The following is a 24657-nucleotide window of genomic DNA, read 5'->3' as shown; positions in this document are numbered from 1 at the left end:
GCTTAGGCTCGTCCGGAATGACGATCTTAAGCGTATGGCGTGAAAGTCAAAGCTCGTAATTCTAGGCAATGAGTGTGATTTCAGAATTTATGAACCACACTCACCACGTCATTCTCGAGAGCGACGAAGGAGTGAGTCGGGAATCTCTAATTACCACTTGAACAAACCTCATCGCCCTTCATCTATTTGTCATCTTCTGGCTATAAATTTGTCATTGGAACGTAACACTCCAAAACTAAAGTTGGTATATACCATTTGGAGCGTGTGTTATGTCAACTAACCAACATTACCTAAATATCGAAAATGTAGTGAAGCAATTCGGACAGTTCACTGCATTAAAGAAGATCTCGCTAGCGATTGAAAAGGGCGAGTTTGTTTGTTTTCTTGGTCCTTCTGGCTGCGGTAAAACCACTCTGCTACGTGCCATTGCAGGTTTAGACTTGCCAACGTCTGGTGCGATTTTTCAAAACGGTCAAGAGACCACATTCCTACCACCAGAGAAGCGCGATTTCGGCATCGTATTCCAATCTTACGCGCTGTTTCCGAACCTAACTGTGCAAGAGAACATTGCAGTGGGTTTGAAGAACCAAGGCATGTCGACCAAAGAAGCGTTAGAGAAGGTGGATTATTGGTTAGAAACCATTGGTCTTCCAACCTCCGGCGAGAAATTTCCTAACCAACTTTCTGGTGGTCAACAGCAGCGTGTGGCACTCGCTCGCGCATTAGCGTTGTCTCCGGGTCTACTGTTACTTGATGAGCCGCTGTCAGCGCTGGATGCAAAAGTACGTGTTCACTTACGTGACGAGATTTGTAAGCTGCAACGTAAGCTTGGCATCACCACCATCATGGTTACGCACGATCAGGACGAAGCGCTGTCGATGGCGGATCGGATCGTGGTGATGAACCATGGCGTGATTGAGCAAGTTGGCACACCTCAAGAAATCTACCAACAACCAGCCACGCGCTTTGTCGCTGAGTTCGTCGGCAGCATGAACTTTATTGAAACCTCAGTCGCAACGGATTCCCAAGTGCGCATTGCGGAAACCTTGATGCCAGCGCCAAGCTTGACCAATCGTAAGATTCAACGAGGTGACCGCTTCGACCTTGCGGTGCGCCCTGAAAGCATCAAGTTCGTTGAAAACTACAACAACTCTTTACCTGTGCGAGTTACCGCAACCGAGTTTTTGGGGGCGTTTTTCCGCATTGATTGCGTATTGCAAAACGACAGCTCAACGAAAACCATCGTCGTGGATGTGCCTGTGGAAACGGTTCAAAAACTCAATATCAAAGCGGGCGATGTACGTTACATCCAGTTTGCTGAAGAAGGGTTGCATGGTTACGCCGTGCCCTCGGTTGATAAAGCACTAGCGGCGTAGGTGTAAACATGGATGCGAAGACAATGACGATGAATAGCCTGACCACACAAGACAAAGCAAAATCCCTACTCGGACGTGTCAGCCGCGACAACCTTGTGTTGTTCGGTTTGCTCGCAGGCTTGTCGACCATGATGGTGCTGTTCATCTTAATGCCGCTTTGGGCAATGTTGACCAAGAGTGTGCAAAATGCCAATGGCGAATTTGTCGGTCTGGCAAACTTTGCGACGTACTTTTCTTCTTCAAGCTTGTGGGTGTCGGTGGGAAACACCTTCACTTTGGGCGTGATTGTGACCTCGGTAGTGGGTGTGCTTGCGTTCGGTTATGCCTACGCGCTGACTCGTTCATGTATGCCGTTTAAAGGTTTGTTCCAAATCCTAGGTACTGCGCCAATTCTTGCGCCTTCGCTGTTACCAGCGATCAGTTTGATCTTCCTTTTCGGTAATCAAGGCATTGCCAAAGAGATGCTGTTAGGAAACTCGATTTACGGCGTGATTGGTATCTCGATGGGTTTGATTTTCTGGACCTTCCCTCATGCATTGATGATTTTGACTACTTCGCTGCGCACTTCAGATGCCCGTTTGTATGAAGCTGCCCGCGCATTGAAAACATCGCCCATCAAAACCTTCTTTATGGTGACGCTACCTGCGGCGAAATACGGTTTGATCAGTACGCTTATCGTCGTCTTTACACTGGTTATCACAGACTTTGGTGTGCCGAAAGTGATTGGTGGCAGCTACAACGTTCTGGCGACTGACATCTTCAAGCAAGTCGTGGGGCAACAAAACTTTGCCATGGGGGCGGTGACCAGCATTATGTTGTTATTCCCTGCGGTAATGGCGTTCGGCGCAGACCGTTGGGTACAGAAAAAACAAAAGAGCTTATTCGACACTCGCTCGGTGCCTTATCAGCCAGAGCCTAACAAAGCGCGCGACAGCATTTGTTTGGTTTACTGCAGCATCATTTCTATCGCAGTGCTGGCAGTACTTGGTATGGCGGTGTATGGCTCGTTAGTTACGTTCTGGCCTTGGAACAAAGCGCTGACGCTAAACAACTACAACTTTGCCGAAATGAGCACTTACGGTTGGAGCCCATTCTTCAACTCGCTAACGCTAGCAGGTTGGACGGCAGTTATTGGTACAGCCATCATTTTTGTCGGTGCTTACTGCATTGAGAAAGGGCGTGCGTTCGGTCCAATTCGCCAGGTGATGCAAATGCTTAGCGTGGTGCCAATGGCGGTACCGGGTATGGTGCTTGGTTTGGGTTACATCTTTTACTTCAATGATGCGAACAATCCTCTGAACGTGCTTTATGGCACCATGGCATTCTTGGTGATTAACACAGTAGTGCATTACTACACCGTGGGTCACATGACTGCACTGACAGCGCTAAAGCAGTTGCCATCGGAGATTGAAGCCACGGCGGCATCGGTGAAGCTTCCTCAATACAAGTTGTTCTTTAAAGTGACATTACCTGTGTGCTTACCTGCGATTTTGGACATTGCGACTTACTTGTTTGTTAATGCATTGACCACCACTTCTGCGGTAGTATTCCTTTACTCAACCGATACGATTCCGGCTTCGGTCTCGATTCTGAATATGGATGATGCAGGTCAAACTGGCGCTGCAGCGGCAATGGCTGTCATGATCATGATTGCTGCCGCAATTGCGAAGATTGTTCAGATGACTTTGGGTAAATTGTTAGAAAATCGCACACAAGCTTGGCGCAAAAGATAAGGACACTTCGTGCAATACGTAAAAATTAAAGATTCGATTGTTGAACAGATTGAAGCGGGCATGCTATCGCCGCGTCAAAAACTGCCAGCAGAGCGTAAGTTGGCGGAGTCGTTCGATACTACACGCGTCACTCTGCGTGAAGCTTTATCACTGCTAGAAGCGGAAGGTCGAATCTATCGCGAAGATCGCCGAGGTTGGTTTATCTCACCTGAGCCATTGCGTTACGACCCCACCCAAACGCTAAACTTCCCGAACATGGCGAAAGCGCAAAATCGTGTGCCAAAAACGGAGTTGGTTGCAGCAAAAGGGACGTTGGCAAACAAACAAGCCGCGCGCTTACTGGACTTGCAACCTTTCTCGGACGTGTATCGAGTCGACCGTGTGCGATACCTTGAAGACAGACCTGTGGTATTCGTAACAAACTACATTCGCCCAGAGCTGTTTCCGAACCTGTTGGATTACGATTTATCAAATTCACTGACGGACATTTACCGCGATCATTATGGCGTGACGTATCAAAAGATTCGCTACCGCATTTCAACCAGCACTTTATTGGGTGAAATGGCTCAGGCACTGCGTGCGACAGCCGGTACGCCCGCGATGGTAGTGGAGCGCATCAACTACAACCAGCACGGTGAGTTGATTGATTGCGATATCGAGTATTGGCGACACGATGCCATCAGCATTGAATCTCTTGCGGAACTCAATCGTTAAGTGGATTTTCTCATTATCTAAGGCTCCATCTCGGGGCCTTTATTTTATTCAGACAGGAACATTGAAATGGATTTGTTGGCGATTGGTCTCGTCGTTTTCTCTGCTGTTCTTCATGCGGGCTGGAATATCCTTGGCAAAAGCAACTCTGGGTCAGGGCTCGCGTTTACTATGGCGGCCAGCTTCTCTGCATGTTTCATTCTTACCCCTTATTTGATTTGGTATTTGGCAACCATTGGCTGGACATCATTACCGAGTGAGTTTTGGGGGTTGCTGTTCATTAGCGGCATTTCACAAATGGTTTATCTGGTTGGTTTGATTGTCGCTTATAAGCACGCTGATGTGGGGGTGGTTTATCCGATTGCTCGGGCACTGCCTGTGATGATGGTCGGCGCAATCAGTGTTGCATTGGGACATGAATTATCTAGTCAGCAGTGGCTTGGATTCTTACTAATTACTCTTGGTTGTATGCTGGTACCACTGACGAATTTTCGTCAGATGACATTGGGCTCTTATTTGAACGTTGGTGTGTTCTGGGCATTGATTGCCGCAATAGGCACAACGGGTTACTCGGTAGTCGATAAAGAAGCGCTGAGTTTACTCACAGGACAAGCATCAGAGATCTTGAATGATCAGTACAGTGCAATCTTCTACTTGGGCGTGCAGTTTTGGGCAATTGGTATTCCTGCCCTTGTGTGGTGCTTAGTTACGGACAAGCCAGATGAGATTAAGACAGCGTGGCAGATCCGCAAAACAGCCAGCATGGCAGGGGTAATGATGGCATCCACCTACGGCTTGGTGCTGTTTGCGATGACCATGACCGACAACGTGAGTTTGGTCGTAGCACTAAGGCAAATCAGCATTGTGTTTGGATTGTTTATGGGGATTTGGTTTCTGTCTGAGAAATGGTATCTCACCCGAGGGCTTGGCGTTACTTCTATCGTGGCGGGGATCATTCTCGCGCTTGCGTATTGACCTATATTCACGAAAAAAGGCAGCGAATGAGCCTCTCGCTGCCTTTTGTATTAATTGTAAGCCTTGTTTAAAAACGCAGTCGCGCACCAAACATCACGCCGCTAGAGTCAAAATCGCTGTTTTTTGAGTACACATATTCTGCATTCAAACCAAAGTGTTTATAGCTCCAGCCGATACCGCCAGCCGCTTCACCTCCGACACTTGAGTGTTCGATGTTCTTGCTCTGACCGTTCACTTTATAAGTGTATTCGAGAGTGTAGAGAGTGACACCTGCCTTGCCGTACAGTTCGAAACCTGAACCCAGAGGATAGCTAGCATAGCCACTCAAGCGAGGTCCGGAGAAGCTCGTATCGGTGACTTCTGAAATCGGACTCACGAGTATCGAGCCGATACCGTCAAACGCGCCTTTATAACCTGCTTCGATACCAAAGTTATGTGTTGGCATGTAGCGGTAATATATTTCACCTAAGAACATGTCGCCTGATTCTTTGCTTGTCGGAGCATCGTAGTTCACATCGCCATAGCCAATGTTTGTACCTATGATGTGCTCACTGGTTTCTGCATTGGCTGACAAAGAAAAAGCCGACAACACTAAAGCAGTAATGAATGAATAACGCATGAACGCTTCTCCTTAGCTTTTAGCTTGCTCGCCTTTTAATATTTGTTCGAAAGTGATCTTGGTGTTGTCTAGCCATTCATAACGGCGACGATACATCGAACGCTTAGAGCGCGACATGCCTTCGATATCTCGACGGGGTGCATTTACATCAATTGAGTAAAAATGACGATTGTATTCGGTGCCGCCTAATTCTTGCCAGAGTGCATCGTAATCTGTTTTGATTCGCCCTTTGCTGTAGCGCTTAGCTGCGTAAGTATGGGACTGCGTTTTCACTGCTAGAATTGTGTTCACTTCCCAAATTTGTGCGAGCAAAGTGAGCAAGCTCACCATCAAGCTTTTTGGTCTCTGTCCGTAAAGCTTACGAGTTAGCTTTTTAATTTTCGCGTTGTTTTCTTCACTGCTTCGCGGTCCTTGTAAGCCGCCAATCATAATGCTGCGTCCAGATTCGATGTGACCGAGCGTAAAAGAGAGCGTGTAGAAGTTGCCATCTTCAGCGCTGTGCAGCACTAGGCTCATGTCGCCTTCTTTTTGATAACGTGCTTCGTATACTAATCTCACCGAGTACAGTATTTCGTCAATTTCAAAAGAGGCTAATGTTAGGCCTTTCGAGTCTGTGTAGATTTCTTCGATTGTTTGTTTAGAAAACAGTTCTGAAATCGTTTTGTAGTGATCAACCACCAAGTTAGAACGATCGAACGCTGAGTTGTTTTTGATGATATACGGACGAAACGGCTTCTCTAAAAATCGATGCGTACGTGTACAAAGCAACTCTAACAATGACGATTCAATATTGTCTGAAAGGTGCTTAAACGCACGTTTGTAATAAAGCGCACGTAAGATGAACTTAGCTCTGTAGGTCCAAATTGGCTTGTAGACATCAGCATAATCATCTGAGTAAATCGATTTGCTATGGTAAAAAATGGATTTGTTCGCGGTCATTTTCACTCCAGATTAACTTGTGCTCAATAGCGACAATTAAGAACCGACGGACGAGCAGCGAAGAACCCGAAAAGGAGGAATGCAAAGCACGACTGAAAAGAGGTGGTTTTTGCTGTGTCCGACGTTTGTGTAAGGTTTTGAACAGTGTTCTTTTGCTGGAATTCTAAGAGAAAATTGACCTTAGGTATTGTATGGTTTGGTAAGGAAGTGTCAGGTTGAAACCCATTGTTCAAAAGGAAGAAAATGCGAATGTCGGCTGAATATGACGTTGAGTTGCTAAGTTAATGTGAAATAAGTTGAACGAAAATTGAACATTATTTGAAATTGTTTTGACGTGTTTTAGGTCTTTATACGTACCTTATAAGTATCGAGCCAATTTTGGCCCGATGTAAAGGTAAGTAAGGAGAGGTTTATGAAACGCTTAACAACTTTAGCAAGTACGATTGCTCTGATTGCTGCACCTTCTATGGCTCTTGCTGGTGGTTATCAGTGGACAAACGATACCGAAACTATCCATGGTGACGTAATGGATAGCAAACAAGCGGCTTATGAAATGGGCCGAGACATGATCCAAAGCTACCAAAATAAATCATCTGGACAACTCCGTGATGAGTTTACGAGCCTTACAACGTATGTTGATCGCCAATCGTTTTCTATCACTGACTCAAAAGTCATGGTAAATGAGTTCTTGCAAAGTGACGGGCAAGTTGTTTACCAGCCTATTCTCAATGTTCAATACGAGTACCGCATGCGTGATACCGGTAAATACTAACCAGTAAGACGGACTTGAATTGTTTACCACTAATATTTTTTGCTGTTTGTTTTGGGGAGCCACGAGCTCCCCATTTTGTTTTTGTCGAAAGCGAAAATTTTCACACTCTCAGTGCAACATTTTCTATCGCTCAGCGTTAGATTTTCTTGCTCGTTGATTGTCATCATCGTTTGTAAAGTGTTTGCGGAAATGGATGTAACGCACTAACGAGGATACCCGATGACACATCATTCATATTGGTTCAAGCAGGCAATTGAAGCTGAGCAACCAGAAACGCCACAACCGTTACAGCAGAACATTAATACTGACGTTGCGATTGTTGGTGGCGGATACACCGGACTTTGGACCGCGATTATGATTAAGCAGCAATCTCCGGAAAAACAGGTGGTTGTTATCGAAAAGGGCTTATGTGGTAGTGGTGCATCGGGCGCAAATGGCGGTTGTATGTTGACTTGGTCTACCAAGTTCCCGACATTGAAACGGTTATTCGGTGAAGAACATGCTGCTTGGTTAGTAAAAGAGTCGGAACAAGCAGTGCTAGAGATTGACGACTTTTGTCAGCAGCACAACATCGATGCGCATTTATCGTTAAAAGGGGTTTATTACACTGCAACCAATCAGGCTCAAACTGGGGGAATGCAGCCAGTTGTGGACGAGTTAAAGCTATTAGAAGTGAACAGTTGGCGTCGTTGCTCGGTGGAGGAACTGCGTGCCAATGCGGGTTCACCTCGACATATAGAAGGCTTTCACTCTCCAGTTGCAGCCAGCGTTCAACCTGCATTATTAGTGAGGGGGTTACGCCGTGTTGCTATTGATCTGGGTGTAGAAGTTTATGAGAACACGCCGATGACGCGTCTAGATTATGGAAAACCTGCCATTGTCTGTACACCTAAAGGAAATGTTCAAGCGCAGCAGGTGGTGTTGGCATTGAACGCATGGATGGTGGAGCAGTTTAAACAGTTTAAAAACAGTATCGTGGTGGTCTCTTCCGACATGGTGATCACCAAGCCGCTTGGTGACGCACTACCTCAATCTGGTTGGCAGGCAGGTTCTAGTGTGTTGGATTCTCGTATTTTTGTACACTATTACCGAGATACGCCAGATGGCCGTTTGATGTTGGGGAAAGGCGGCAATCAGTTTTCTTTCAATAACCAAGTTGACGCAATGTTTAACAAGCCAACACGCTACCAAGGTCTACTGCGCAAGTCGTTCGATAAGTTGTTTCCTCATTTGAGAGGAGAGGAGTTTGCTTATTCATGGACGGGGGGCTCTGATCGTTCTGCTACTGGTTTCCCTTTTTTCGGCGAGCTAGATAAACAGAGCAATATCTTTTACGGATTTGGTTATTCAGGCAATGGTGTAGCGCAGACTCGAATGGGCGGAAAAATCTTATCTTCGTTGGCATTGGGAATCGATAATGAATGGACGAAAAGCGGTTTAGCCAAAGGGCCGTTGGGGCATTTCCCGCCAGAGCCATTCCGTTGGACGGGAGCAATGATGGTACGCAACGCGGTACGTCGCAAAGAGGAAGCAGAAGATAACGAGCAGACGCCATTCATCTGGGATAAGTGGCTAGCAAAACTCGCGGGACCAGCAGGCAAAGCGGATAAGCTTGACTAAACTGAAGACTTTAGCCACAAACGAGACAGTTTGCAGTGAAAGTCATTGGGGCGCGATGAAGCCTTGTGTTAGCCTCTGTCTTTCAAGCTCAGATTTAAAAGGTGAGTCATAAAATGAAAGTATTCAGCAACTTCGATAGCGGCAGCATTCACGTAGTGAAAGCGGACGACAAAAACGACATCCAACTCAAAATTCCTAACGACAATATGTCGGAATTCTACCAGTGGTTCCACTTCCGTCTTGAGACAGAAGCCGAGCAATCACACACCATCAAATTGCTTGATTTGGCTAAATCGGCTTATCCAGAAGGATGGCAAGGTTACGATGTGGTTGCGTCTTACGATCGTGAAGAATGGTTCCGAGTACCGGCAGAGTTCGATGGCGACACGCTGACTTTCACTGTAATCCCTGAGCGCAGCTCAATTTACTTCGCGTACTTTGCGCCATACACGTACGATCGTCATTTAGACTTGTTACACATGGCACAAAGCGCGCACCACTGCCAACTTGAAACACTAGGCCACACATTAGACGGCAACGACATGAGCTTGCTTACTTTCGGTGAGCCAGAAGAAGGTAAAAAGAAAATCTGGATGATTGCACGTCAGCACCCAGGTGAGACGATGGCAGAATGGTTCATGGAAGGTATGATCCAACGTCTGTTAGATGAAAACGACACGATTGCGCGTGCATTGCTTGAAAAAGCGGTGCTTTACGTCGTACCAAACATGAACCCAGACGGTGGTATTCGCGGTCACTTGCGTACCAACGCAGTAGGTGTAAACCTAAATCGTGAATGGCAAACGCCATCAATGGAAAAGAGCCCAGAAGTCTACCTTGTGCGTCAGCGCATGCTGGAAACGGGTGTTGACATGTTTTTAGATATTCATGGCGATGAAGCGATTCCGTATAACTTCGTCGCTGGCTCAGAAGGTATTCCTTCTTACGATGAAAATCTTGCCGCTTTAGAGACATCATTTAAGCAAGCGTTACTGACTATTACGCCAGAGTTCCAAGATGAGATTGGTTACGATAAAGATGAGCCTGGTAAAGCGAATTTGACTGTGGGTTCAAATTGGGTTGCAGAGCAGTTCAAATGCTTGTCTTACACAATCGAAATGCCATTTAAAGATAACAACAATCACCCAGATCCACTTTACGGTTGGTCTCCTGAGCGTAGTGTCTTGTTTGGGCAAGATGTATTAGCTGCAACGTTAACCGTAGCGGATAAAATTTAGCGCGACGAGTTAACGCTTTTTCATTATTTCGAAAACAGCTCATTTAAATGAGCTGTTTTTTTGTGCTCTCCACATCCATGCTCCCCTGTAAAAATTTGTTGCCATTCACAAGCTTAAATGATGATTCTTAAATTTGAGAAAGTGGTTTTTTATGGTGATTTGCGTCACAGAAAGTTGGCTTCTTTGTGATATTCTCCGCAACGAATTGACTATGGCTAAACCAACGCAACGAACTTTATTTTTCGGTTGGGTATGCGGATGAAGCTCATGAATAGATGGTCTTGAGGTTACCTTTTTCCGTTTTACGTCATTGGCGTTTGAATATCATTTTTGATTCTTTCCTACGCTATTTAGCTATTTCTATTCGAAGAAAAGAGAAAGTTACGGCTTCATATTTTACGGCAGTATGCTGCCGCGATGTGTTGCTTTGTGTACAAGAAAAAGGAAAAGAATAATGAAAAAAATCGCTATAGCAGTGGCTACTGTACTTGCTGGTGGTGTGATCTCAAACGTTGCACTTGCTGACACTTACATGGGCGGTAAAGTAGGTTACAACTCTCTAAACGATGCGTGTTACCTAAACGAACCTTGTGACGACGACAGTTTTGCAGCATCTATGCACTTAGGCTACAGCTTCAACAAGTACGTTGCGGCAGAGTATGGTGTTGATTACCTTGGTGACTTCACTGCAAACTTCAAAAAGCCTGGCCTAAACACCGTTGATGGTGATCTTTGGGCATTGACGCTTGCTCCTAAATTTAACCTACCACTAACGGATTCTTGGAATCTATTCGCGAAAGTTGGTGCTGCATACATGATGGCTGGTGACGAGAAAGATTTCGTACCAACTGGCTCTCTGGGTGCTGAATACCAAATCAACTACAACTGGAGCCTACGTGCTGAATACCAACGCTACCAAGATATGTCTGATGATGTAATTGAAGACATGGATTCAGATTTCTTCGGTATCGGTTTCAACTACAAGTTTGGTTCTGAGCCAGTCGTTCAAGAAAAAGCCGTTGAAGAGGTGGTAGAAGCACGTCCTGCAACCCGCATTGTAGATCACGTTTACCCTGCTCAAACAACAGCGACAGTACAATTCGACTTAGAAAGTGCAGAAGTGAAAGATGCGTCGAACCTTTCTGGTACCGTTGATTTGATGAATACTTACCCACAAGCTCAAGTTGAGATCACGGGTTACAGCGATACGACAGGTTCTGCTGCTTACAACAAGCAACTCACAGAAAAACGTGCGAAAGCCGTTGCTGACGAGTTCCAAGCAAAAGGTATTGCGGCTGAGCGTATGACAGTGAAAGGCATGGGTGAAGCTAACCCAGTAGCAAGCAACGAAACACGTCAAGGTCGTCAAATGAACCGTCGTGTTGAAGTAGTTGTCCCTGCGTTTGAATACCAAACCACTGAGAAAGCAGAATAATTCCTGCTTAAGAGACAGTTCCAAAAGCCAGCGTGTATCACGCTGGCTTTTTTGATCCCGCTTAACAAACTCAGCACTTTCATCAATTTGTCATCACCAGTTCATACCATGGCTGCCAAGTATTTGGGAGAGTGTTATGCAAAGTTTACCGCCGCTTAATTTGCTCCGAGCGTTTGAAGCCACGGCGCGATTACAGAGCTTCACTAAAGCCGCAGAGGAGCTAAATGTGACCCGTGCGGCCGTCAGTCAGCAGGTGAAATCGCTAGAACTGCAGTTAAATGCGACGTTATTCGAGCGCAAGGGTACGCACCTTACGCTGACCAGCTCAGCAAAAGAATACTGGCCTGTGGTTAACCATGTGCTTCAAACATTATCGACCACGACGCAGCATTTATTTACTCGTCCCAAGAATACGAAAGTTAACTTACATGTCGCTCACAGCTTTTGCTCTCAGTGGTTAATGCCAAGATTGGCTGATTTTCAGCGACAATTCCCAGACATTTCCTTTAAAGTCTCGACAACTGCTAATACAGTTCCAAACGCCAGTGCGATTGCGGATATCGAAATTATTAACGGAGATGGAGATTGGCAAGAGCAAGAAGCCATACGATTAACCCAAGAAAACTGGATTGTTGTCGCAAGCCCCGGCTTTATGCATTTAAACCCGATAAATGACCTCTCGCAGTTAGCTAAAGCGCCTAAAATCTGTACTAGTGGTTATCATGAATCTTGGCAAGAGTGGCTTTCACACCAAGGTTACCAAGGGAAGGTGAGCAAAGTCGTCGCCGAGTTTGAACACTCATTGCTTGCTATTCATGCTGCGATTAATCAACTTGGCGTGTTGCTGGTAAGAGACTTTCTTGTTGAGGATGAGCTGCAACAGGGCGTATTAGTCCAGGCTGGAAATTGGCATATGCCAAGTTCTGGTGCACATTATATGGTGGTTCGAGCATCCGAAAAATCACACGTAAACACCTTTGCTCAATGGTTAATACAGAGTCTTTAATGTTCGTTCAGCGAGTAAGTAGAGCGCATGTGTGGTTTGGCTATTATTAGCAGTAGCAAGTCATCAGTCTAGGACTGAGCGACATGCTTAATGACATCTAATAACCACTGATTTACCGGAGCTTGCTGTTGAGAGCGACGACAGCTCATCACGTAGCGAACATCAAGCTCTAGCCCAGCAGGAAGCGCGATACTCCGGCAACCCTTAGGAACATGTCCACTCATCGTTATGCCAAAATGATTCGTTTGCAGAAGCACTTTTTGAATCATCGCTGGATGCTCAATTTCCACTTTAGGTGTGGTTCTAAAACCCATATGTTTGAGCCTTTCCAACACTGGGTATCGGTAGTCGTTCCATCCCGGCGTTTTAAAAAGTATAAAAGGGTATTCTTCTAGTTCTTGGGAGTTTTGAGCGGGATGATCTTGTCGAACAAAAAATACCGCTTTTCCTCGCCCTAGTTCGGTCTGAACAATTGACTGTGGCAGATCTTCATCAAAGTAATGAATCGCAATGGCGTTTTCACCGTCAATTAATCGTTTTTTTGCTTCGCTACCCCAGCGCAAACATGAGAATTTTGCGTTTGGGGCGTGCTTTAGTAACTCCAAGTAAAACTTGTCACCAAAGTACTCCCAAAACAATGTGTTGGCATAAATAGTGATTGAACCGTCAAAATGAGCTGGTGAAAAATGCTGTGGTTTGATGGAATCAATACTGTTGATTATTTGCTCAAAATGCGCAATGTTCGCTTCCACAAAAGCTGTTGGTTCAAAGCCATTTTTGGTCTGAACGAATAGCGGATCATTGAGCTGAGTTTTCATCTTTGTCAGATTTTTGCTGATTGCTCCTGACGTTTTACCGAGTGATTCTGCGACTAACCGGACGTTACGTAACTCATACATCCGTTTTAATACCAAAATATTTTGAATATCCAGATTAACGCTCATACATTGTCTCGCTTGGCTTTTGTCGACAAATCATATCGCTGAATTTCTTAAGAAAAGACAACGCTCGGTCAATTTAAGTTGCTGCCTTATCCCTGATTTATTGAAGGTAACGATAAGTTATTCTTGGTTACATCAGTTTATTAGCATGGATTTCCATTTGGTAAATAATGGCTTTCCTCGTATGAGCGCGTTTCTGTTGTTACAGTTTTTCCACCGACAGAAAGTAAGAACGATAATAGAGGTGATGTATGAAAAAACTAATCGCACTTGTTTTGATGGTTTGCTCAACAAACGTAGCATTTGCTGGTGATGGGTCATACACGGGCACGATTGATATGACGATGGCAACGAAAAATCAGGTTGACGTAGAGCGTTCAGATTCTCAATTGACGCTGAAGGGTCGCAATGAAATGGCCTATGGCGGTGTAACAATCCATTCGGATGCTGCAACTCAAAAAATTGAACTTCGTGGTCGACGTGATTAATCGAATAGTTTCTTGTTAAGAAAATGCCGCGAAGAACGCGGCATTTCTATATGTAATATCATCAGATCATAATTACCAGATAAGCGTATGGTGAGAAGCTAAGCGCAATGACCACCTGCCATTATTCGCATGGCGGTGCCATATGAATGACAGCTAAGCCCCCCAAAGAGGTTTCACGGTATTTTTTATTCATATCTTTACCAGTCTGATACATGGTTTCGATAACTTTATCTAAAGAAATTAAACATTTACTTGTGCGCTTTAATGCCATACGCGATGCATTAATCGCTTTCATTGCTCCCATGGCATTTCTTTCAATACAAGGTACTTGAACCAAGCCGCCAATCGGGTCACAAGTCATACCCAATGAATGCTCCATCGCAATTTCCGCAGCAATACAAATCTGCTCGTTACTGCCCCCTCTTAGCGCTGTTAAGCCAGCGGCAGCCATGGATGAAGAAACCCCAACTTCTCCCTGACACCCCACTTCTGCACCAGAAATTGACGCGTTAGTTTTATATAAGATGCCGATAGCGCCGGCGACTGCGAGAAAGTCTTTTAGCTGTTTAACATCGAGCTCTTTGATGAAGCGATGGTAGTACATCAATACCGCCGGAATCACCCCTGCTGCACCATTCGTTGGAGAAGTGACGACTTGCCCTCCTGCTGCATTTTCTTCACTAACCGCAAAGGCGAAGAGATTGATCCAATCCATGATCTCCATCGGATCGTTTTCAACTGCAGCGTTGGCTTCGAGCTTTTTCAAAAGGTTTGGTGCTCGACGAGTGACATTTAGACCACCTTCCAAAATCCCTTCCGTATCGAAGCCACGTTGCATGCAGAGCGACATCACTTTCCAAATTTGCTCTGCTCTTTGGTTAATTTCTTCGTCTGAGCGAAATGCGAGTTCGTTTTGGAGGATCATGCCTCCCAAGCTGAAACCGTTCGTCTCGGCTTTTTCCAGCATCTCATCTGCGGATGTAAACGGAAATGGTACTGCGACCTCATCTTGTTGCGTGCCGTTCTCTAGTTCGTCGGCGGTGGCGATGAATCCGCCCCCAATGGAGTAATAAATTTCAAACGCGACTTGATCTCCAGCAGCGTCTAATGCCGTAATCGTCATGCCATTTTCATGCAAGGGAAGGTTGTCGCTATGAAAGACGATGTCATGGTCGTAGCTAAACTCAATCTGGTGTGTACCGGCGAGCATGAGCGTATTATTGTCTATGGTATTTTGTAGCGCACTTTTGGCACTGCTCATTTTGATGGTATCAGGTTTATTTCCCATCAAACCAAGGACCGTGGCTCGGTCTGTATGGTGCCCTCGACCTGTCAGTGACAATGAGCCATAAAGGTCCACTTGCACCCGATGCACTTTCGCCATAGAGTCGCTAACTAGCTGAGTGAAATGGAATCCGGCAAGCATAGGACCATTAGTGTGGGAGCTGGATGGCCCGACACCAATTTTAAATATATCGAAAATCGACAGCATAATTGACTTCCTTTAGCAGTGAACCTTTATAAAGGTCTCTAGAACAGTGTTGTTAACTAGATGTTAAAGCTTGTGGGTCGGGAGTGAAAGAAGATTTTTGTAACACTGCCAACTAAGCGCGAGATTTTAAAATGAAGTTAGACAACATCGTCATCGTTTTAGGTAAACGCCTCGTCAATAACAGGTTGACCTCTGAGGGCATAACAAGAGTCGAAGCTTTGTCTTGTAGGACTGCATCACTACCGACAGAGCGAACGGCGATTATTTTTTGTGGCGGAGTAACGCAAGGACAAAGTGTTTCTGAAGCAGAGGCGATGTACGCGTATTTTAGAACCCTAAACGCAGACTCTGTGAATCCGTTCCCTGAACGTCATATACTCTTAGAAACGGAGTCGTTGAACACGTTTCAAAACATGCGTTATGTTTCCCAAGTTTTGTGCAAAAGTGGGTTGTTCGAGTTATGGTTGGGGCATCCGGTTGAGGTTATCTTGCTGTCTAATGACTACCACCTCGAACGAATCATTGATACCCAGAATTTGATGGATGAGCAAGGCTTATTACGAGTACTTAAATCCGATTGCGAATCCATGGGGGTGACCCTCAATATTCCACTGGATATCAGCAAACATATTAGCGTGCCATACCCACATAAAGGGCTTATGGCGGAGACATTCTTGCTACTCGATGAACTCACAACCTACCGAGTTTATTTAGAAGGGGTCAAGCATGGCGTATTTTTCCGAGATTTATCAATTGTCCGAAAAAAGCCACTTATGATCGCAAGAGATGCTATTCACAAATTGCTCTCTTTCCCGCTCGATAAAGAGGCTTTGCAAGATATTGAAGAAATGAAAAAGGCCGTCGAAATGACGGCCTTGGATGAATCTGTAGGTGCTGCGGAAAAGGCATTAAGTATCTTCCATCCGATACTGACTGCATTGAACCGTCGCTTTGATCCTGAGTCTATTCATTAAGCTCGCGTTTTGTACGGACGGCGCTTAATGCGATCAAACAGTAGCAAAGCAGTTCTATACCTTCTTCTGAGATATTTTTAACATCACGGATGTAATTTTCATCCATCACTTGTTGCCAAAAACTGCCCATACCATACAAACGAGAGAAGACTAATAATAGCATCACAGCGCCTACTAATAGCTTCATATGTGGCACCGTTAAAATGGTCGCCATTTCGTTCATGGTACCTTTACCACCTTGGTAGGCTTTGGCGCAAGCCAGTGCGGTGACAGCAAGTGCTGGGAAAACCCAAGAGCCATGATGAATCATGTCTGTCCAATAGTCCGTTTCGCGAATAATAAGTACTGCAAAAAATCCTGCAATCAAAATAGCCGCATGCTTTAGCTGAGGCTGTTGTTTCGATAAGCTGAAAAACGACCATGATGCAATAGCAAGCATCACAAGCTGGAGCGTTTCTGTAACGGAAAGCTCGCCAAGGCTTGATCCCAACACGACATAATCAAGACGAAGACTAAGGTTAACGAGAATACTGATAGCGACAATCATCAAGGCGTTTAAACTCGATTTATAAATAATGCGCTTTGATTTTTCAGTAACAACGTTGCTTGGGGCTGACTCGGCTTCTTTTACTATTTGTGTTTTCATCTTGCTCACCTGTCCCAGAAAATGTGGAAGAAATGTGAATTAGTGTGATCTGTGTTTGGAATTTTATTGTCCAAGTGGAAAGTTATGTCAGAGAAATGTCAAGAATAGAACACTGTTCGATATAGGGTCGATGTGCGGTAAAGTCAGGGATATGTAAAAACAACGTAAGAACACTTTGATAAATCAAATAAAAAAGGAGCCAAAAGGCTCCTAAGTGATAGAGGGAAGGTGACGTATCGACAAAAATAATTAGTAGTTGTCACCCTCATTTTCTTTGTGATTCTCGCGATAGTATTCCCATTGCTCGACGCGTTCATTGTCCGACAGCACACAGTAAGTGACACGTTCGCCGTTTTCCGACACGGTATCCAGCTCACCACCTTGCTGAACACAGTATACGGCTGCGGGATTTGCAACGGAGGTATACTCAGTTGATCGGGTCGCTCCCTCGTAAGTTGAACAACCAGCCAGTACCAATGTTGCAGCCATAGCCATCATTAAATTTGTCTTTTTCATTCTTTATCTCCGCATGGGGTGGGCGAGTATTGTATTGATTATAGGCAACTTTAAGAGATTATTGTCTTATCGATGTTAAAAGTAAGAGGGACGTATAAGAATTTAGATATTCTCATTTATTGCTGATTAGCACGTCACACTTCTGTTCTTGGCGTATTGTTGTGAAGGTCATATCAATCACTTCCTGACAAGCGCTCGAACGTACTTGGCCTACAACAATGATTTAAAGTGTGAAATTCGGTAATATGCGCACAAAACATTGACCGTGGTATTTTCGATGAGACATTTAAAATCGACCGTTCATCCAGACATAGAGCATTTGGATGACAAAATTGTTTTTCAGCGCAATGCAGCGCGAGCCATTGTACTTGATGGTGAAGATGTGCTGTTGCTCTATACAGAACGTTACCATGACTACACGCTACCAGGCGGTGGTATTGATGATGGTGAAGATGTCATTGCTGGATTAGTCCGTGAATTAGAGGAAGAAACGGGCGCCCAAAATATACATGGTATTAAGCCTTTCGGAATCTTTGAGGAGTTTCGTCCGTGGTACAAGGATGACGCTGACGTGATGCACATGGTGTCGTATTGTTATACATGTAAAATCGAACGTGAGCTAGGCGAAACGGCGTATGAAGATTACGAAGTTAAAAATGGAATGCGCCCGGTATGGATGAACATACACGAAGCAATTGCACACAATGAAAAAACGATGGCAGAAAGCCCGAAAAAAGGCATGAGCATTGAGCGCGAAACGTTTTTACTTCAGTTGATTTCTAAAGAATTACTATAAACAGCTAGTTTGCATCATTACGACTTAGCTTCTGTTGGCTCTATTGTGGGCAAAGATTTTAGAGCAATAAAAAAGTCCGGACTCCCCCCCGGAACCCGGACTTATTCCAGACGCGCAAGCGAAGCGTCATCTTGATATGTTAGATTTGTTTCGAACTATGAAAACAATAGCTGTTTTACATTTAGTGTGTAAATAATTATTAGGTCTGACCATTGGTTTTCATGTTTTTTGCAAACGCAATGTGACGCATATCTACCCAATTGCCAAGCGCAATTGGGGCGCTTTTTAGTAAACCACTACTCTTTCTTATCTTTGAGATACCTTACCTCAACTTTTTTGCACACGTTTGCATAGAGATCACGAGTTTTCAAATCCGCCGAACAGGATCTTGTGATTTTACGTTTCTCTGACATTGAGCTCTGTCGTCGCTTTTATCACAAATTAACTAGCGGAGGCAGTCGGCTAAAGTCGACCAGCGGTTGTGAAATCATAGGAGCGTCTGGAGCAAATAAGAGTAAAGGTTGAAATGATGAGGATTGTAACTGACCGATATCTATCAACTTTTCCAATGCATAGAAGCGGCTGACATATTGGCGAGTCTCGTTAGGCAGCGTGAGTTGTTGGAAATCTCGACTTCCTGCTCGCTGAATAGCACGTGCAACACGTCCTTCTCCGGCATTGTATGCAGCTAAAGTGAGAGCCATATTTTGATCGAATTTGTTGTATAAAAACGCCAGGTACTTGAGCGCGGCCGTTGTGCTGGCTTCTGTGTCAAAGCGATCGTCTTGTTTTGTATTTATCGTTAATCCGAATCGTTTCGCTGTGGTTGGTATCAATTGCCAAAGTCCGGCGGCGTTAGCATGAGAAACGGCTTTGGGATTGTAAGAAGACTCTAACATTGGCACTAAGGCTAGGCTATTTGGTAATGAGTGGTTTTGAAGCTGTTTGAAAATGTGGTTAATTACCGGTTTGGATGAATCGAGACGCTTGGCAATTTGTGGTTTGTATGGGGCTAATACTTGATACTGCGTTTGAATATCGACAGCATTTGGTTTTGCCTGGCATGTGAATGGAAGGTAGGACAGAAAGGCAATAAAAATAAAAAGGCCTACAGTACTCAGCCGAGATGGCGACTGAATCTGTAGGCAAGACGAACATCGTTTAGAACGATTTATCTTCATAAGTGTGTTGCACAGGTTGTTTGAGTTGACTGACCAACTCATGGAACGCCGCAGAGCTGTGGCCATTGCTCTGATTGTATTGTTGGCACTGACTTACCAACGTTTCCAATAGCGCCCATTGTTTTCTAGCTTGCATACCTATTTGGGCAGGCAAAGCATTGAAAATTCGTTTTACGCTGGCGTCATTACACGCTAACCCCAGCGCTCGCATACACTGGCTTCTGTCATTGGCGGAGCGGCTGAGTTTATTGAGTATCGGCATTTGTTTCTGAACATTGTCGTTCAGTGCCTCTCCATCAAACTTTAAGTACAATACCTTTTGCTGCTGCAGCAAAGGAAGCAGTTGTTGATAAAGCTTAATATCCTCAGATATAGAGCGAACAAATTGTTGAATTCGCTGCGATACTGCGCTTGCCATGATGTCTTCCTAGCGTTTTATTACTCGTGACCTGTATGGAACTGCATGATTGCCTTGGATAGCACTTTTGTATCTAGGCTAAGTTCACCACGCGCTAATGCGTTGCGTACTTGTTCTACTTTTTCCATATCAACATCAGGTAGTGATGCCATTTCAGCTTGAGCGCGATCTATCGCTACGGTATTCGCTTGAAATGCAGGCTCTTGTACTTTGCTCTGTTCGACGACGTCGACAGGCTGTTTGCTTGCTTGCTGTAATTTTGTTTGTGGGACATGACCGCCCGCGACTTTGTCGATTTTCATGCTGTGGTCCTCATCATCATGTTCTAAATTAAGTAGGCGGTTAGAATGTGATAAACATTAAATATTTTTTTTGTACTCGAAGTTCAGTGTTACTGACGAGAGCCAAAATTAAAAAATGTTACCCCGAGTCAAAAAATCAAAATTGAGTATGAACCTGGTTTAATCCAGTTACGACTGCTCTTATGACCTTGCCCGAACTTGGGTTTTCCACGTCAATTTGTTGCCCTTTCGCTCCATCTTCTAAGGCGACTCCTTTTGTGCTGGCACTAAATCCATTTTTGCTCGCAATGACTATGACTTCATTGCCTTTCTCGATTAGAGGTGGGGCCGACAAATTGGATGGATTAACCACTTGTCCAGCCCTCAAACGACGAGAGGTTTCTAAGCCTACTGCTTGCTCGGGGCGAGTATAAAAATCGTCTTGGCGAGAGATGGTTCGGGTTTCAAGCTTTATGTGTTTAGCCGTTACGACTTCATTTCGGCCAACCGTGGTTGTCGCGACCAAAACAGGCAGAGTCAGCGAAGACTTTATCGTAACGTTAATTCGCCATGGTGATGCGATATTGTCGCAGCTGACTGAGCGCTTGAGGTTACCGACTGGCAACGTGTTGTTGTCACGACCTGTGATAACTAAAGGCGATTGACATTCTGGCAAGTGATTGGCGGAACCGGGCACCCACATGTCGAAGTCCAGTTTGTACTTCCCCCACTGATTGGAGAGCGCTACGCGATCCACCTCTTGTTCGAAATCCGTTGCTACAACGGACCTTATCTCTTCAACGCTTAGGGTTTTGTCATTGGTGTTGGCGAATGCTTGTTCTGATGTCAAAGCGAGTAACGTCAGCATTATTGTTGAGGAAGTGGACACTTTCCTCTTGTTTTTAATGCTTTCCGAGAACCGGAAGTTTGGCTTCCATCCTTGTTTGTAAATCATTGATATATATGGCTATTTTTTATGGCACGTATCTTGTTTGTATGTTGGCGTATTCGAGCCAACTGTAAGGAAGATGCATGGCGATCACATTTGAAAATGCTTTAGGAGTACATCCAGAGGCACTTAATTTTCGCGTTCAGCGTACCAAAGTCCTCGCCAGTAACCTAGCAAATGTTGACACCCCTGGGTATTTGGCGAAAGACCTAAGTTTCACCACCGTAATGAACCAAGTAACGGCAGGTGGTGTGAACAAACCGGTGCCAAAGTTCCAGGTTCAGGCCCAATACTCGGTGCCTTACCAGAATAGCAAAAATGGCAACACCGTAGAGCTTGGTGTTGAACAAGCAAAATTCACGCAAAACAACATGGACTTTCAAACTAGCCTGACGTTTCTCAACATGAAATTTAATGGCTTAGCGAAAGCGATTGAGGGACGTTAATTATGTCATTCACTGATATTTACTCGATCACTGGTTCCGCGATGACAGCACAAACTGTGCGTCTGAATACGGTAGCCAGTAACCTAGCAAACGCAGATGCAGTATCTGCAAATCCAGAAGATGCTTATAAAGCGCTTAAGCCAGTATTTGCGACTGTGTACCAAAAAACGCAAATGACAACAGAAAATGGAGCTTATCCCAATGCAGAAGTTCGCATTGTTGACGTTGTTAAAAATGCGGGAGATGCAGAGAAGCGTTTTGAGCCGAACAACCCACTGGCTAATGATGAAGGCTATGTGTTTTACCCAGATATTGATGTAGTTGCTGAAATGGCAGACATGATGTCCGCAACACGCAGCTTCGAAACGAATGTTGAAGTATTAGCCAATGTAAAAAGTATGCAGCAAGGTCTGCTTAGATTAGGGCAGGGCAGCTAATGAGTATTGCACAATACACCCCTTTATCGTCTGACGCTCCAGTAAATACAAAAGCAAAAGACAGCAACGGTATCTCACCAAACCCTAAAGACATGAACAGCGCTTCTTCATTGGAGAATGAGTTTATTTCTTTGATGGTGGCTCAAATTCAAAACCAAGACCCACTTAATCCCCTTGATGGTACGGAATACGTTGGTCAATTGGCTCAGTTCTCGCAGGTACAAAGTACCGAGAATATGTCTAAGACAATGCAACAGAGCATGGTGTTACTGGACAACATGCAAGTGCTATCAACAGCGGGCCTTGTTGGGCAAACGGTTTACGTCAATGCGGATGAATTTCAGCTTGGTGAAGACGTACAAAACGGAAAAATCGAACTCGCTCATAGCTCAAACCAAGTCACGTTAGTTGTTAAAGATGAATTTGGTCAATCAACTAAAGTGCCACTAGGTGCTCACGGCAAAGGTGACGTCGACTTTTCAATTAATCCTGAAGAACTTGGTCTTAAACCAGGCAAATACTCAGTGGCCGTAGAAGTGCAAGAAGGGCAAGCAAGTCCAAATGTGCTGATGGCAGGCACTGTTGAGCAAGTGCGCATTCCTAATACCGGTGGCGCAGCATTAGTCAATGTCCATGGCGTTGGCAACGTTCCTTTCTATCAAATCACTCAGTTTGGTGCTTAACCAAATACGGAAATCAGAGGTCTATTTATGAGTTTTAACATCGCACTAAGTGGTCTGGACGCGACCAACACAGAGCTAAACACAATCAGTCACAACATTGCCAACGCATCAACGTATGGTTTTAAAGGTGGCCGCACAGAATTCTCCGCTGTATATAACGGCATGCAACCTGGTGGTGTGGAAGTCGCGTCAATTTCACAGAACTTCGACAAAGACGGCAGTATCACAGGAACTGGCCGTGCGATGGACCTAGCTATTAATGGCGGTGGCTTTTTTGTTACTAAAGATAATATGGGTCAAATGTTGTACACACGTTCAGGTGTGTTCTCAACGGATAAGAACAACTTTGTTACGGCTAACAGCGGTGCAAAGCTTCAAGGTTACAGTGTCGATAGCAACAACAACCTAATGACAGGCTCTGTGGGTAATATTCAGGTATCGACTTCCTCGCTGAATGCTAAAGCAACAGACAGCTTAGATTTTGTTGCGAACTTCGACGCAAGCGCGTCTGTTATTGATAAAGCCGTAACGCCATTCAATCCAAAAGATCCAAGCTCATTTAACTCGTCTTACACAACAAAAGTCTACGACTCATTGGGTAACTCGCACACGGTAACTCAGTACTTTACTAAGACTGCTTCTAACTCGTGGGAAGTGAACGTTCAAGTAGATGGCGGTACGACGCCAGTAGCAACTGTGCCTGTAACGTTTGGTAAAGACGGCTCGCTTTCAGCACCAACTGCGCCGTTTAATGTTTCATTCCCTGCAGCAGGCGCGAACGCGATGAGTGTAGACATTAACCTGAAAGGCAGCACGCAATTTGGTGCAGCTTTTGGCGTAAGTACTAATAGCCCAAACGGTTACACATCAGGTGAACTTGCAGGTGTACGCGTTGAAGGTAACGGCATGGTTTACGCGACTTACACTAACGGCCAATCACAGCTACAAGGTCAGGTTGTTCTTGCTGATTTTGCAAACACACAAGGCTTAGCGAAAGTGAGTGGAACATCATGGACTCAAAGCTTTAGCTCAGGTGCTCCAATTATGGGTGTTCCGGGTTCAGGTACGATGGGTGACCTAACTCCGGGTGCATTAGAAGGTTCTAACGTTGACTTAACCAGCGAGCTTGTTGCTCTAATGACTGCACAACGCAACTACCAAGCAAACGCAAAGACAATTTCTACCAGCGACAAGCTTACTCAAGCTTTGTTTAACGCGGTGTAATGGGAGTTTTGCATGGATAGTTTGTTATTTACGGCAACGTCGGGTGCCAGCCGAGTTCTTAAAGCGCAGCACGTTCGTTCAAACAACTTATCAAATGCTGATACTGCGGGTTTTCGAGCGGATATGGAGCGTGTGCGTAGTGTAGAGATGCAAGGCCCAGGTTTTGATGGTCGCACTATGGTTGTGACCAACTCTGCCTCAACACGTTTCGACGCTGGCGATATTGTGAAAACAGGACGTCCGTTGGACGTTGCGGTTATGGGGGAGGGATATCTCTCTGTAGAAACCCCAGCGGGTAACGAAGCTTACACCCGTGCAGGCAATATTCAGGTCGATACTTTTGGCGCTCTAACAATCAATGGGTTCCCTGTCCTCGGTGAAAATGGTCCTTTGGTTGTGCCGGATTATCAAAAGATTGAAATCAGCGAGCGTGGTCAAGTCTCAGTGATCCCACCAGGTGGCGGCGCAGAAATTGTGGCAGGCACTTTGAAGTTGGTTAAACCGGAAATTAATCAACTGCAAAAAGAGAGCGATAGCTTGCTGCACAGCGTAGATGGCGTGCCATTCGCGGCAGATGAAACCGTGCAACTCTCTCCTGAGCACATTGAGGGCAGTAACGTATCTGCTATTGATGAATTGGTTAGTGTGATGTCGCTGACGCGCAACTTTGAAATGCAGGTGCGCATGATGAAAACGGCGGAAACTCTAGCAAAAGCTGGTAACAAATTAATGGCGGCGAGCTAAGTCTCGCCCCGCAAGGA

Annotated in this window: 27 protein-coding genes; 17 read left to right on the top strand and 10 right to left on the bottom strand. The window is 45.1% G+C overall.

The window, feature by feature from the left end:
- Positions 1 to 269: 269 nt before the first annotated feature.
- The 4 genes from H9L11_RS16040 to H9L11_RS16025 all read left to right on the top strand — a co-directional run bounded on the left by H9L11_RS16040 (position 270) and on the right by H9L11_RS16025 (position 4795).
- Positions 270 to 1376, top strand: coding sequence for a putative 2-aminoethylphosphonate ABC transporter ATP-binding protein (locus H9L11_RS16040; RefSeq protein WP_005395343.1), 1107 nt, complete (start codon positions 270 to 272; stop codon positions 1374 to 1376).
- A gap of 8 nt (positions 1377 to 1384) precedes the next feature.
- Entirely contained in the window at positions 1385 to 3109 is a 1725-nt protein-coding gene (locus tag H9L11_RS16035) for a putative 2-aminoethylphosphonate ABC transporter permease subunit (RefSeq protein WP_005445406.1), read from the top strand.
- Between the two features lie 9 nt (positions 3110 to 3118).
- On the top strand, positions 3119 to 3823 hold the full coding sequence (gene phnR, locus H9L11_RS16030; RefSeq protein ID WP_005442366.1) for a phosphonate utilization transcriptional regulator PhnR: 705 nt from the start codon (positions 3119 to 3121) through the stop codon (positions 3821 to 3823).
- 66 nt (positions 3824 to 3889) lie between these two features.
- On the top strand, positions 3890 to 4795 hold the full coding sequence (locus tag H9L11_RS16025; protein ID WP_047102800.1) for an EamA family transporter: 906 nt from the start codon (positions 3890 to 3892) through the stop codon (positions 4793 to 4795).
- A 67-nt stretch (positions 4796 to 4862) separates the two neighbouring features.
- On the opposite strand, the gene H9L11_RS16020 is transcribed toward H9L11_RS16025, so the two are convergent.
- The gene (locus H9L11_RS16020; protein WP_205391266.1) at positions 4863 to 5414 is read right to left on the bottom strand and encodes an outer membrane beta-barrel protein; all 552 of its coding nucleotides are present in this window, start codon (positions 5412 to 5414) and stop codon (positions 4863 to 4865) included.
- 12 nt (positions 5415 to 5426) lie between these two features.
- Positions 5427 to 6353, bottom strand: coding sequence for a VirK/YbjX family protein (locus tag H9L11_RS16015; RefSeq protein WP_005384371.1), 927 nt, complete (start codon positions 6351 to 6353; stop codon positions 5427 to 5429).
- A gap of 412 nt (positions 6354 to 6765) precedes the next feature.
- Here H9L11_RS16015 and H9L11_RS16010 point away from each other — a divergent pair, with 412 nt between their 5' ends.
- The 5 genes from H9L11_RS16010 (at position 6766) to H9L11_RS15990 (ending at position 12424) form a co-directional block, all read left to right on the top strand.
- Positions 6766 to 7125, top strand: a complete 360-nt coding sequence (locus H9L11_RS16010; RefSeq protein ID WP_017819758.1) for a DUF3316 domain-containing protein — start codon at positions 6766 to 6768, stop codon at positions 7123 to 7125.
- 219 nt (positions 7126 to 7344) lie between these two features.
- Positions 7345 to 8745 carry an FAD-dependent oxidoreductase gene (locus tag H9L11_RS16005; protein ID WP_205391265.1) on the top strand — a complete coding sequence of 467 codons (1401 nt, stop codon included), beginning with the start codon at positions 7345 to 7347 and terminating at the stop codon, positions 8743 to 8745.
- Positions 8746 to 8858: 113 nt separating this feature from the next.
- Complete coding sequence (locus H9L11_RS16000) at positions 8859 to 9983, top strand: M14-type cytosolic carboxypeptidase (protein WP_205391264.1); 1125 nt, start codon at positions 8859 to 8861, stop codon at positions 9981 to 9983.
- A gap of 454 nt (positions 9984 to 10437) precedes the next feature.
- The gene (locus H9L11_RS15995) at positions 10438 to 11418 is read left to right on the top strand and encodes an OmpA family protein (RefSeq protein WP_005374035.1); all 981 of its coding nucleotides are present in this window, start codon (positions 10438 to 10440) and stop codon (positions 11416 to 11418) included.
- Between the two features lie 136 nt (positions 11419 to 11554).
- Entirely contained in the window at positions 11555 to 12424 is an 870-nt protein-coding gene (locus H9L11_RS15990) for a LysR substrate-binding domain-containing protein (protein ID WP_205391263.1), read from the top strand.
- Between the two features lie 68 nt (positions 12425 to 12492).
- Here H9L11_RS15990 and H9L11_RS15985 read toward each other — a convergent pair whose 3' ends face one another.
- On the bottom strand, positions 12493 to 13368 hold the full coding sequence (locus H9L11_RS15985; RefSeq protein ID WP_005384388.1) for a LysR family transcriptional regulator: 876 nt from the start codon (positions 13366 to 13368) through the stop codon (positions 12493 to 12495).
- Between the two features lie 248 nt (positions 13369 to 13616).
- On the opposite strand from H9L11_RS15985, the gene H9L11_RS15980 reads away from it, so the two are divergent.
- A complete protein-coding gene (locus tag H9L11_RS15980) occupies positions 13617 to 13853 on the top strand; it encodes a hypothetical protein (RefSeq protein ID WP_054579233.1) in 237 nt (78 codons plus the stop codon).
- A gap of 121 nt (positions 13854 to 13974) precedes the next feature.
- On the opposite strand, the gene H9L11_RS15975 is transcribed toward H9L11_RS15980, so the two are convergent.
- Complete coding sequence (locus H9L11_RS15975) at positions 13975 to 15345, bottom strand: L-serine ammonia-lyase (protein WP_017819764.1); 1371 nt, start codon at positions 15343 to 15345, stop codon at positions 13975 to 13977.
- Positions 15346 to 15476: 131 nt separating this feature from the next.
- Here H9L11_RS15975 and H9L11_RS15970 point away from each other — a divergent pair, with 131 nt between their 5' ends.
- Positions 15477 to 16319 (top strand): YdcF family protein, encoded by an 843-nt coding sequence (locus H9L11_RS15970; RefSeq protein WP_205391262.1) that lies wholly within the window; start codon positions 15477 to 15479, stop codon positions 16317 to 16319.
- On the opposite strand, the gene H9L11_RS15965 is transcribed toward H9L11_RS15970, so the two are convergent.
- Together H9L11_RS15965 and H9L11_RS15960 are read right to left on the bottom strand one after the other, a co-directional pair.
- Positions 16309 to 16965 carry a hypothetical protein gene (locus H9L11_RS15965; protein WP_005374025.1) on the bottom strand — a complete coding sequence of 219 codons (657 nt, stop codon included), beginning with the start codon at positions 16963 to 16965 and terminating at the stop codon, positions 16309 to 16311. The genes H9L11_RS15970 and H9L11_RS15965 overlap by 11 nt on opposite strands.
- A 249-nt stretch (positions 16966 to 17214) precedes the next feature.
- Positions 17215 to 17481, bottom strand: a complete 267-nt coding sequence (locus H9L11_RS15960; RefSeq protein WP_005374023.1) for a DUF333 domain-containing protein — start codon at positions 17479 to 17481, stop codon at positions 17215 to 17217.
- A 277-nt stretch (positions 17482 to 17758) separates the two neighbouring features.
- On the opposite strand from H9L11_RS15960, the gene H9L11_RS15955 reads away from it, so the two are divergent.
- Complete coding sequence (locus H9L11_RS15955; protein ID WP_005374021.1) at positions 17759 to 18277, top strand: NUDIX hydrolase; 519 nt, start codon at positions 17759 to 17761, stop codon at positions 18275 to 18277.
- A 434-nt stretch (positions 18278 to 18711) separates the two neighbouring features.
- On the opposite strand, the gene H9L11_RS15950 is transcribed toward H9L11_RS15955, so the two are convergent.
- From H9L11_RS15950 to flgA, 4 genes are all read right to left on the bottom strand, one after another.
- On the bottom strand, positions 18712 to 19458 hold the full coding sequence (locus H9L11_RS15950) for a lytic transglycosylase domain-containing protein (protein ID WP_054579235.1): 747 nt from the start codon (positions 19456 to 19458) through the stop codon (positions 18712 to 18714).
- Positions 19439 to 19876, bottom strand: coding sequence for a flagellar export chaperone FlgN (gene flgN / locus H9L11_RS15945; RefSeq protein WP_005374018.1), 438 nt, complete (start codon positions 19874 to 19876; stop codon positions 19439 to 19441). Before flgN ends, H9L11_RS15950 begins: the two co-directional genes overlap by 20 nt.
- A 20-nt stretch (positions 19877 to 19896) precedes the next feature.
- Positions 19897 to 20178 (bottom strand): flagellar biosynthesis anti-sigma factor FlgM, encoded by a 282-nt coding sequence (gene flgM / locus H9L11_RS15940; RefSeq protein WP_205391261.1) that lies wholly within the window; start codon positions 20176 to 20178, stop codon positions 19897 to 19899.
- Positions 20179 to 20314: 136 nt separating this feature from the next.
- Positions 20315 to 21112 (bottom strand): flagellar basal body P-ring formation chaperone FlgA, encoded by a 798-nt coding sequence (gene flgA, locus H9L11_RS15935; protein WP_064369423.1) that lies wholly within the window; start codon positions 21110 to 21112, stop codon positions 20315 to 20317.
- Positions 21113 to 21189: 77 nt separating this feature from the next.
- Here flgA and flgB point away from each other — a divergent pair, with 77 nt between their 5' ends.
- The 5 genes from flgB to flgF are packed head-to-tail and all read left to right on the top strand — an operon-like array spanning position 21190 to position 24640.
- Complete coding sequence (gene flgB / locus H9L11_RS15930) at positions 21190 to 21552, top strand: flagellar basal body rod protein FlgB (RefSeq protein ID WP_005374013.1); 363 nt, start codon at positions 21190 to 21192, stop codon at positions 21550 to 21552.
- Between the two features lie 2 nt (positions 21553 to 21554).
- A complete protein-coding gene (flgC, locus tag H9L11_RS15925) occupies positions 21555 to 21989 on the top strand; it encodes a flagellar basal body rod protein FlgC (RefSeq protein WP_005374012.1) in 435 nt (144 codons plus the stop codon).
- Positions 21989 to 22672 (top strand): flagellar hook assembly protein FlgD, encoded by a 684-nt coding sequence (gene flgD / locus H9L11_RS15920; RefSeq protein WP_005384410.1) that lies wholly within the window; start codon positions 21989 to 21991, stop codon positions 22670 to 22672. Before flgC ends, flgD begins: the two co-directional genes overlap by 1 nt.
- Positions 22673 to 22699: 27 nt before the next feature.
- Positions 22700 to 23896 carry a flagellar hook protein FlgE gene (gene flgE, locus H9L11_RS15915; protein WP_005374010.1) on the top strand — a complete coding sequence of 399 codons (1197 nt, stop codon included), beginning with the start codon at positions 22700 to 22702 and terminating at the stop codon, positions 23894 to 23896.
- 12 nt (positions 23897 to 23908) lie between these two features.
- Entirely contained in the window at positions 23909 to 24640 is a 732-nt protein-coding gene (gene flgF / locus H9L11_RS15910; protein WP_064369422.1) for a flagellar basal-body rod protein FlgF, read from the top strand.
- Positions 24641 to 24657: the final 17 nt, after the last annotated feature.

The organism is Vibrio sp. sp1 (assembly GCF_016920955.1).
Classification (GTDB): Bacteria; Pseudomonadota; Gammaproteobacteria; order Enterobacterales; family Vibrionaceae; genus Vibrio; species Vibrio alginolyticus.
The sequence above is the reverse complement of the archived record's forward strand: the minus strand, read 5'-3'. Positions and strand labels throughout refer to the sequence as shown.

Bases quoted from the DNA above. Each gene is read 5' to 3' on its own strand.
- H9L11_RS16040 (WP_005395343.1), top strand. From the start codon at position 270: ATGTCAACTAACCAACATTACCTAAATATCGAAAATGTAGTGAAGCAA.
- H9L11_RS16035 (WP_005445406.1), top strand. From the start codon at position 1,385: ATGGATGCGAAGACAATGACGATGAATAGCCTGACCACACAAGACAAA.
- H9L11_RS16025 (WP_047102800.1), top strand. From the start codon at position 3,890: ATGGATTTGTTGGCGATTGGTCTCGTCGTTTTCTCTGCTGTTCTTCAT.
- H9L11_RS16020 (WP_205391266.1), bottom strand. From the start codon at position 5,414: ATGCGTTATTCATTCATTACTGCTTTAGTGTTGTCGGCTTTTTCTTTG.
- H9L11_RS16015 (WP_005384371.1), bottom strand. From the start codon at position 6,353: ATGACCGCGAACAAATCCATTTTTTACCATAGCAAATCGATTTACTCA.
- H9L11_RS16010 (WP_017819758.1), top strand. From the start codon at position 6,766: ATGAAACGCTTAACAACTTTAGCAAGTACGATTGCTCTGATTGCTGCA.
- H9L11_RS16005 (WP_205391265.1), top strand. From the start codon at position 7,345: ATGACACATCATTCATATTGGTTCAAGCAGGCAATTGAAGCTGAGCAA.
- H9L11_RS16000 (WP_205391264.1), top strand. From the start codon at position 8,859: ATGAAAGTATTCAGCAACTTCGATAGCGGCAGCATTCACGTAGTGAAA.
- H9L11_RS15995 (WP_005374035.1), top strand. From the start codon at position 10,438: ATGAAAAAAATCGCTATAGCAGTGGCTACTGTACTTGCTGGTGGTGTG.
- H9L11_RS15990 (WP_205391263.1), top strand. From the start codon at position 11,555: ATGCAAAGTTTACCGCCGCTTAATTTGCTCCGAGCGTTTGAAGCCACG.
- H9L11_RS15985 (WP_005384388.1), bottom strand. From the start codon at position 13,368: ATGAGCGTTAATCTGGATATTCAAAATATTTTGGTATTAAAACGGATG.
- H9L11_RS15980 (WP_054579233.1), top strand. From the start codon at position 13,617: ATGAAAAAACTAATCGCACTTGTTTTGATGGTTTGCTCAACAAACGTA.
- H9L11_RS15975 (WP_017819764.1), bottom strand. From the start codon at position 15,345: ATGCTGTCGATTTTCGATATATTTAAAATTGGTGTCGGGCCATCCAGC.
- H9L11_RS15970 (WP_205391262.1), top strand. From the start codon at position 15,477: ATGAAGTTAGACAACATCGTCATCGTTTTAGGTAAACGCCTCGTCAAT.
- H9L11_RS15965 (WP_005374025.1), bottom strand. From the start codon at position 16,965: ATGAAAACACAAATAGTAAAAGAAGCCGAGTCAGCCCCAAGCAACGTT.
- H9L11_RS15960 (WP_005374023.1), bottom strand. From the start codon at position 17,481: ATGAAAAAGACAAATTTAATGATGGCTATGGCTGCAACATTGGTACTG.
- H9L11_RS15955 (WP_005374021.1), top strand. From the start codon at position 17,759: ATGAGACATTTAAAATCGACCGTTCATCCAGACATAGAGCATTTGGAT.
- H9L11_RS15950 (WP_054579235.1), bottom strand. From the start codon at position 19,458: ATGAAGATAAATCGTTCTAAACGATGTTCGTCTTGCCTACAGATTCAG.
- flgN (WP_005374018.1), bottom strand. From the start codon at position 19,876: ATGGCAAGCGCAGTATCGCAGCGAATTCAACAATTTGTTCGCTCTATA.
- flgM (WP_205391261.1), bottom strand. From the start codon at position 20,178: ATGAAAATCGACAAAGTCGCGGGCGGTCATGTCCCACAAACAAAATTA.
- flgA (WP_064369423.1), bottom strand. From the start codon at position 21,112: ATGATTTACAAACAAGGATGGAAGCCAAACTTCCGGTTCTCGGAAAGC.
- flgB (WP_005374013.1), top strand. From the start codon at position 21,190: ATGGCGATCACATTTGAAAATGCTTTAGGAGTACATCCAGAGGCACTT.
- flgC (WP_005374012.1), top strand. From the start codon at position 21,555: ATGTCATTCACTGATATTTACTCGATCACTGGTTCCGCGATGACAGCA.
- flgD (WP_005384410.1), top strand. From the start codon at position 21,989: ATGAGTATTGCACAATACACCCCTTTATCGTCTGACGCTCCAGTAAAT.
- flgE (WP_005374010.1), top strand. From the start codon at position 22,700: ATGAGTTTTAACATCGCACTAAGTGGTCTGGACGCGACCAACACAGAG.
- flgF (WP_064369422.1), top strand. From the start codon at position 23,909: ATGGATAGTTTGTTATTTACGGCAACGTCGGGTGCCAGCCGAGTTCTT.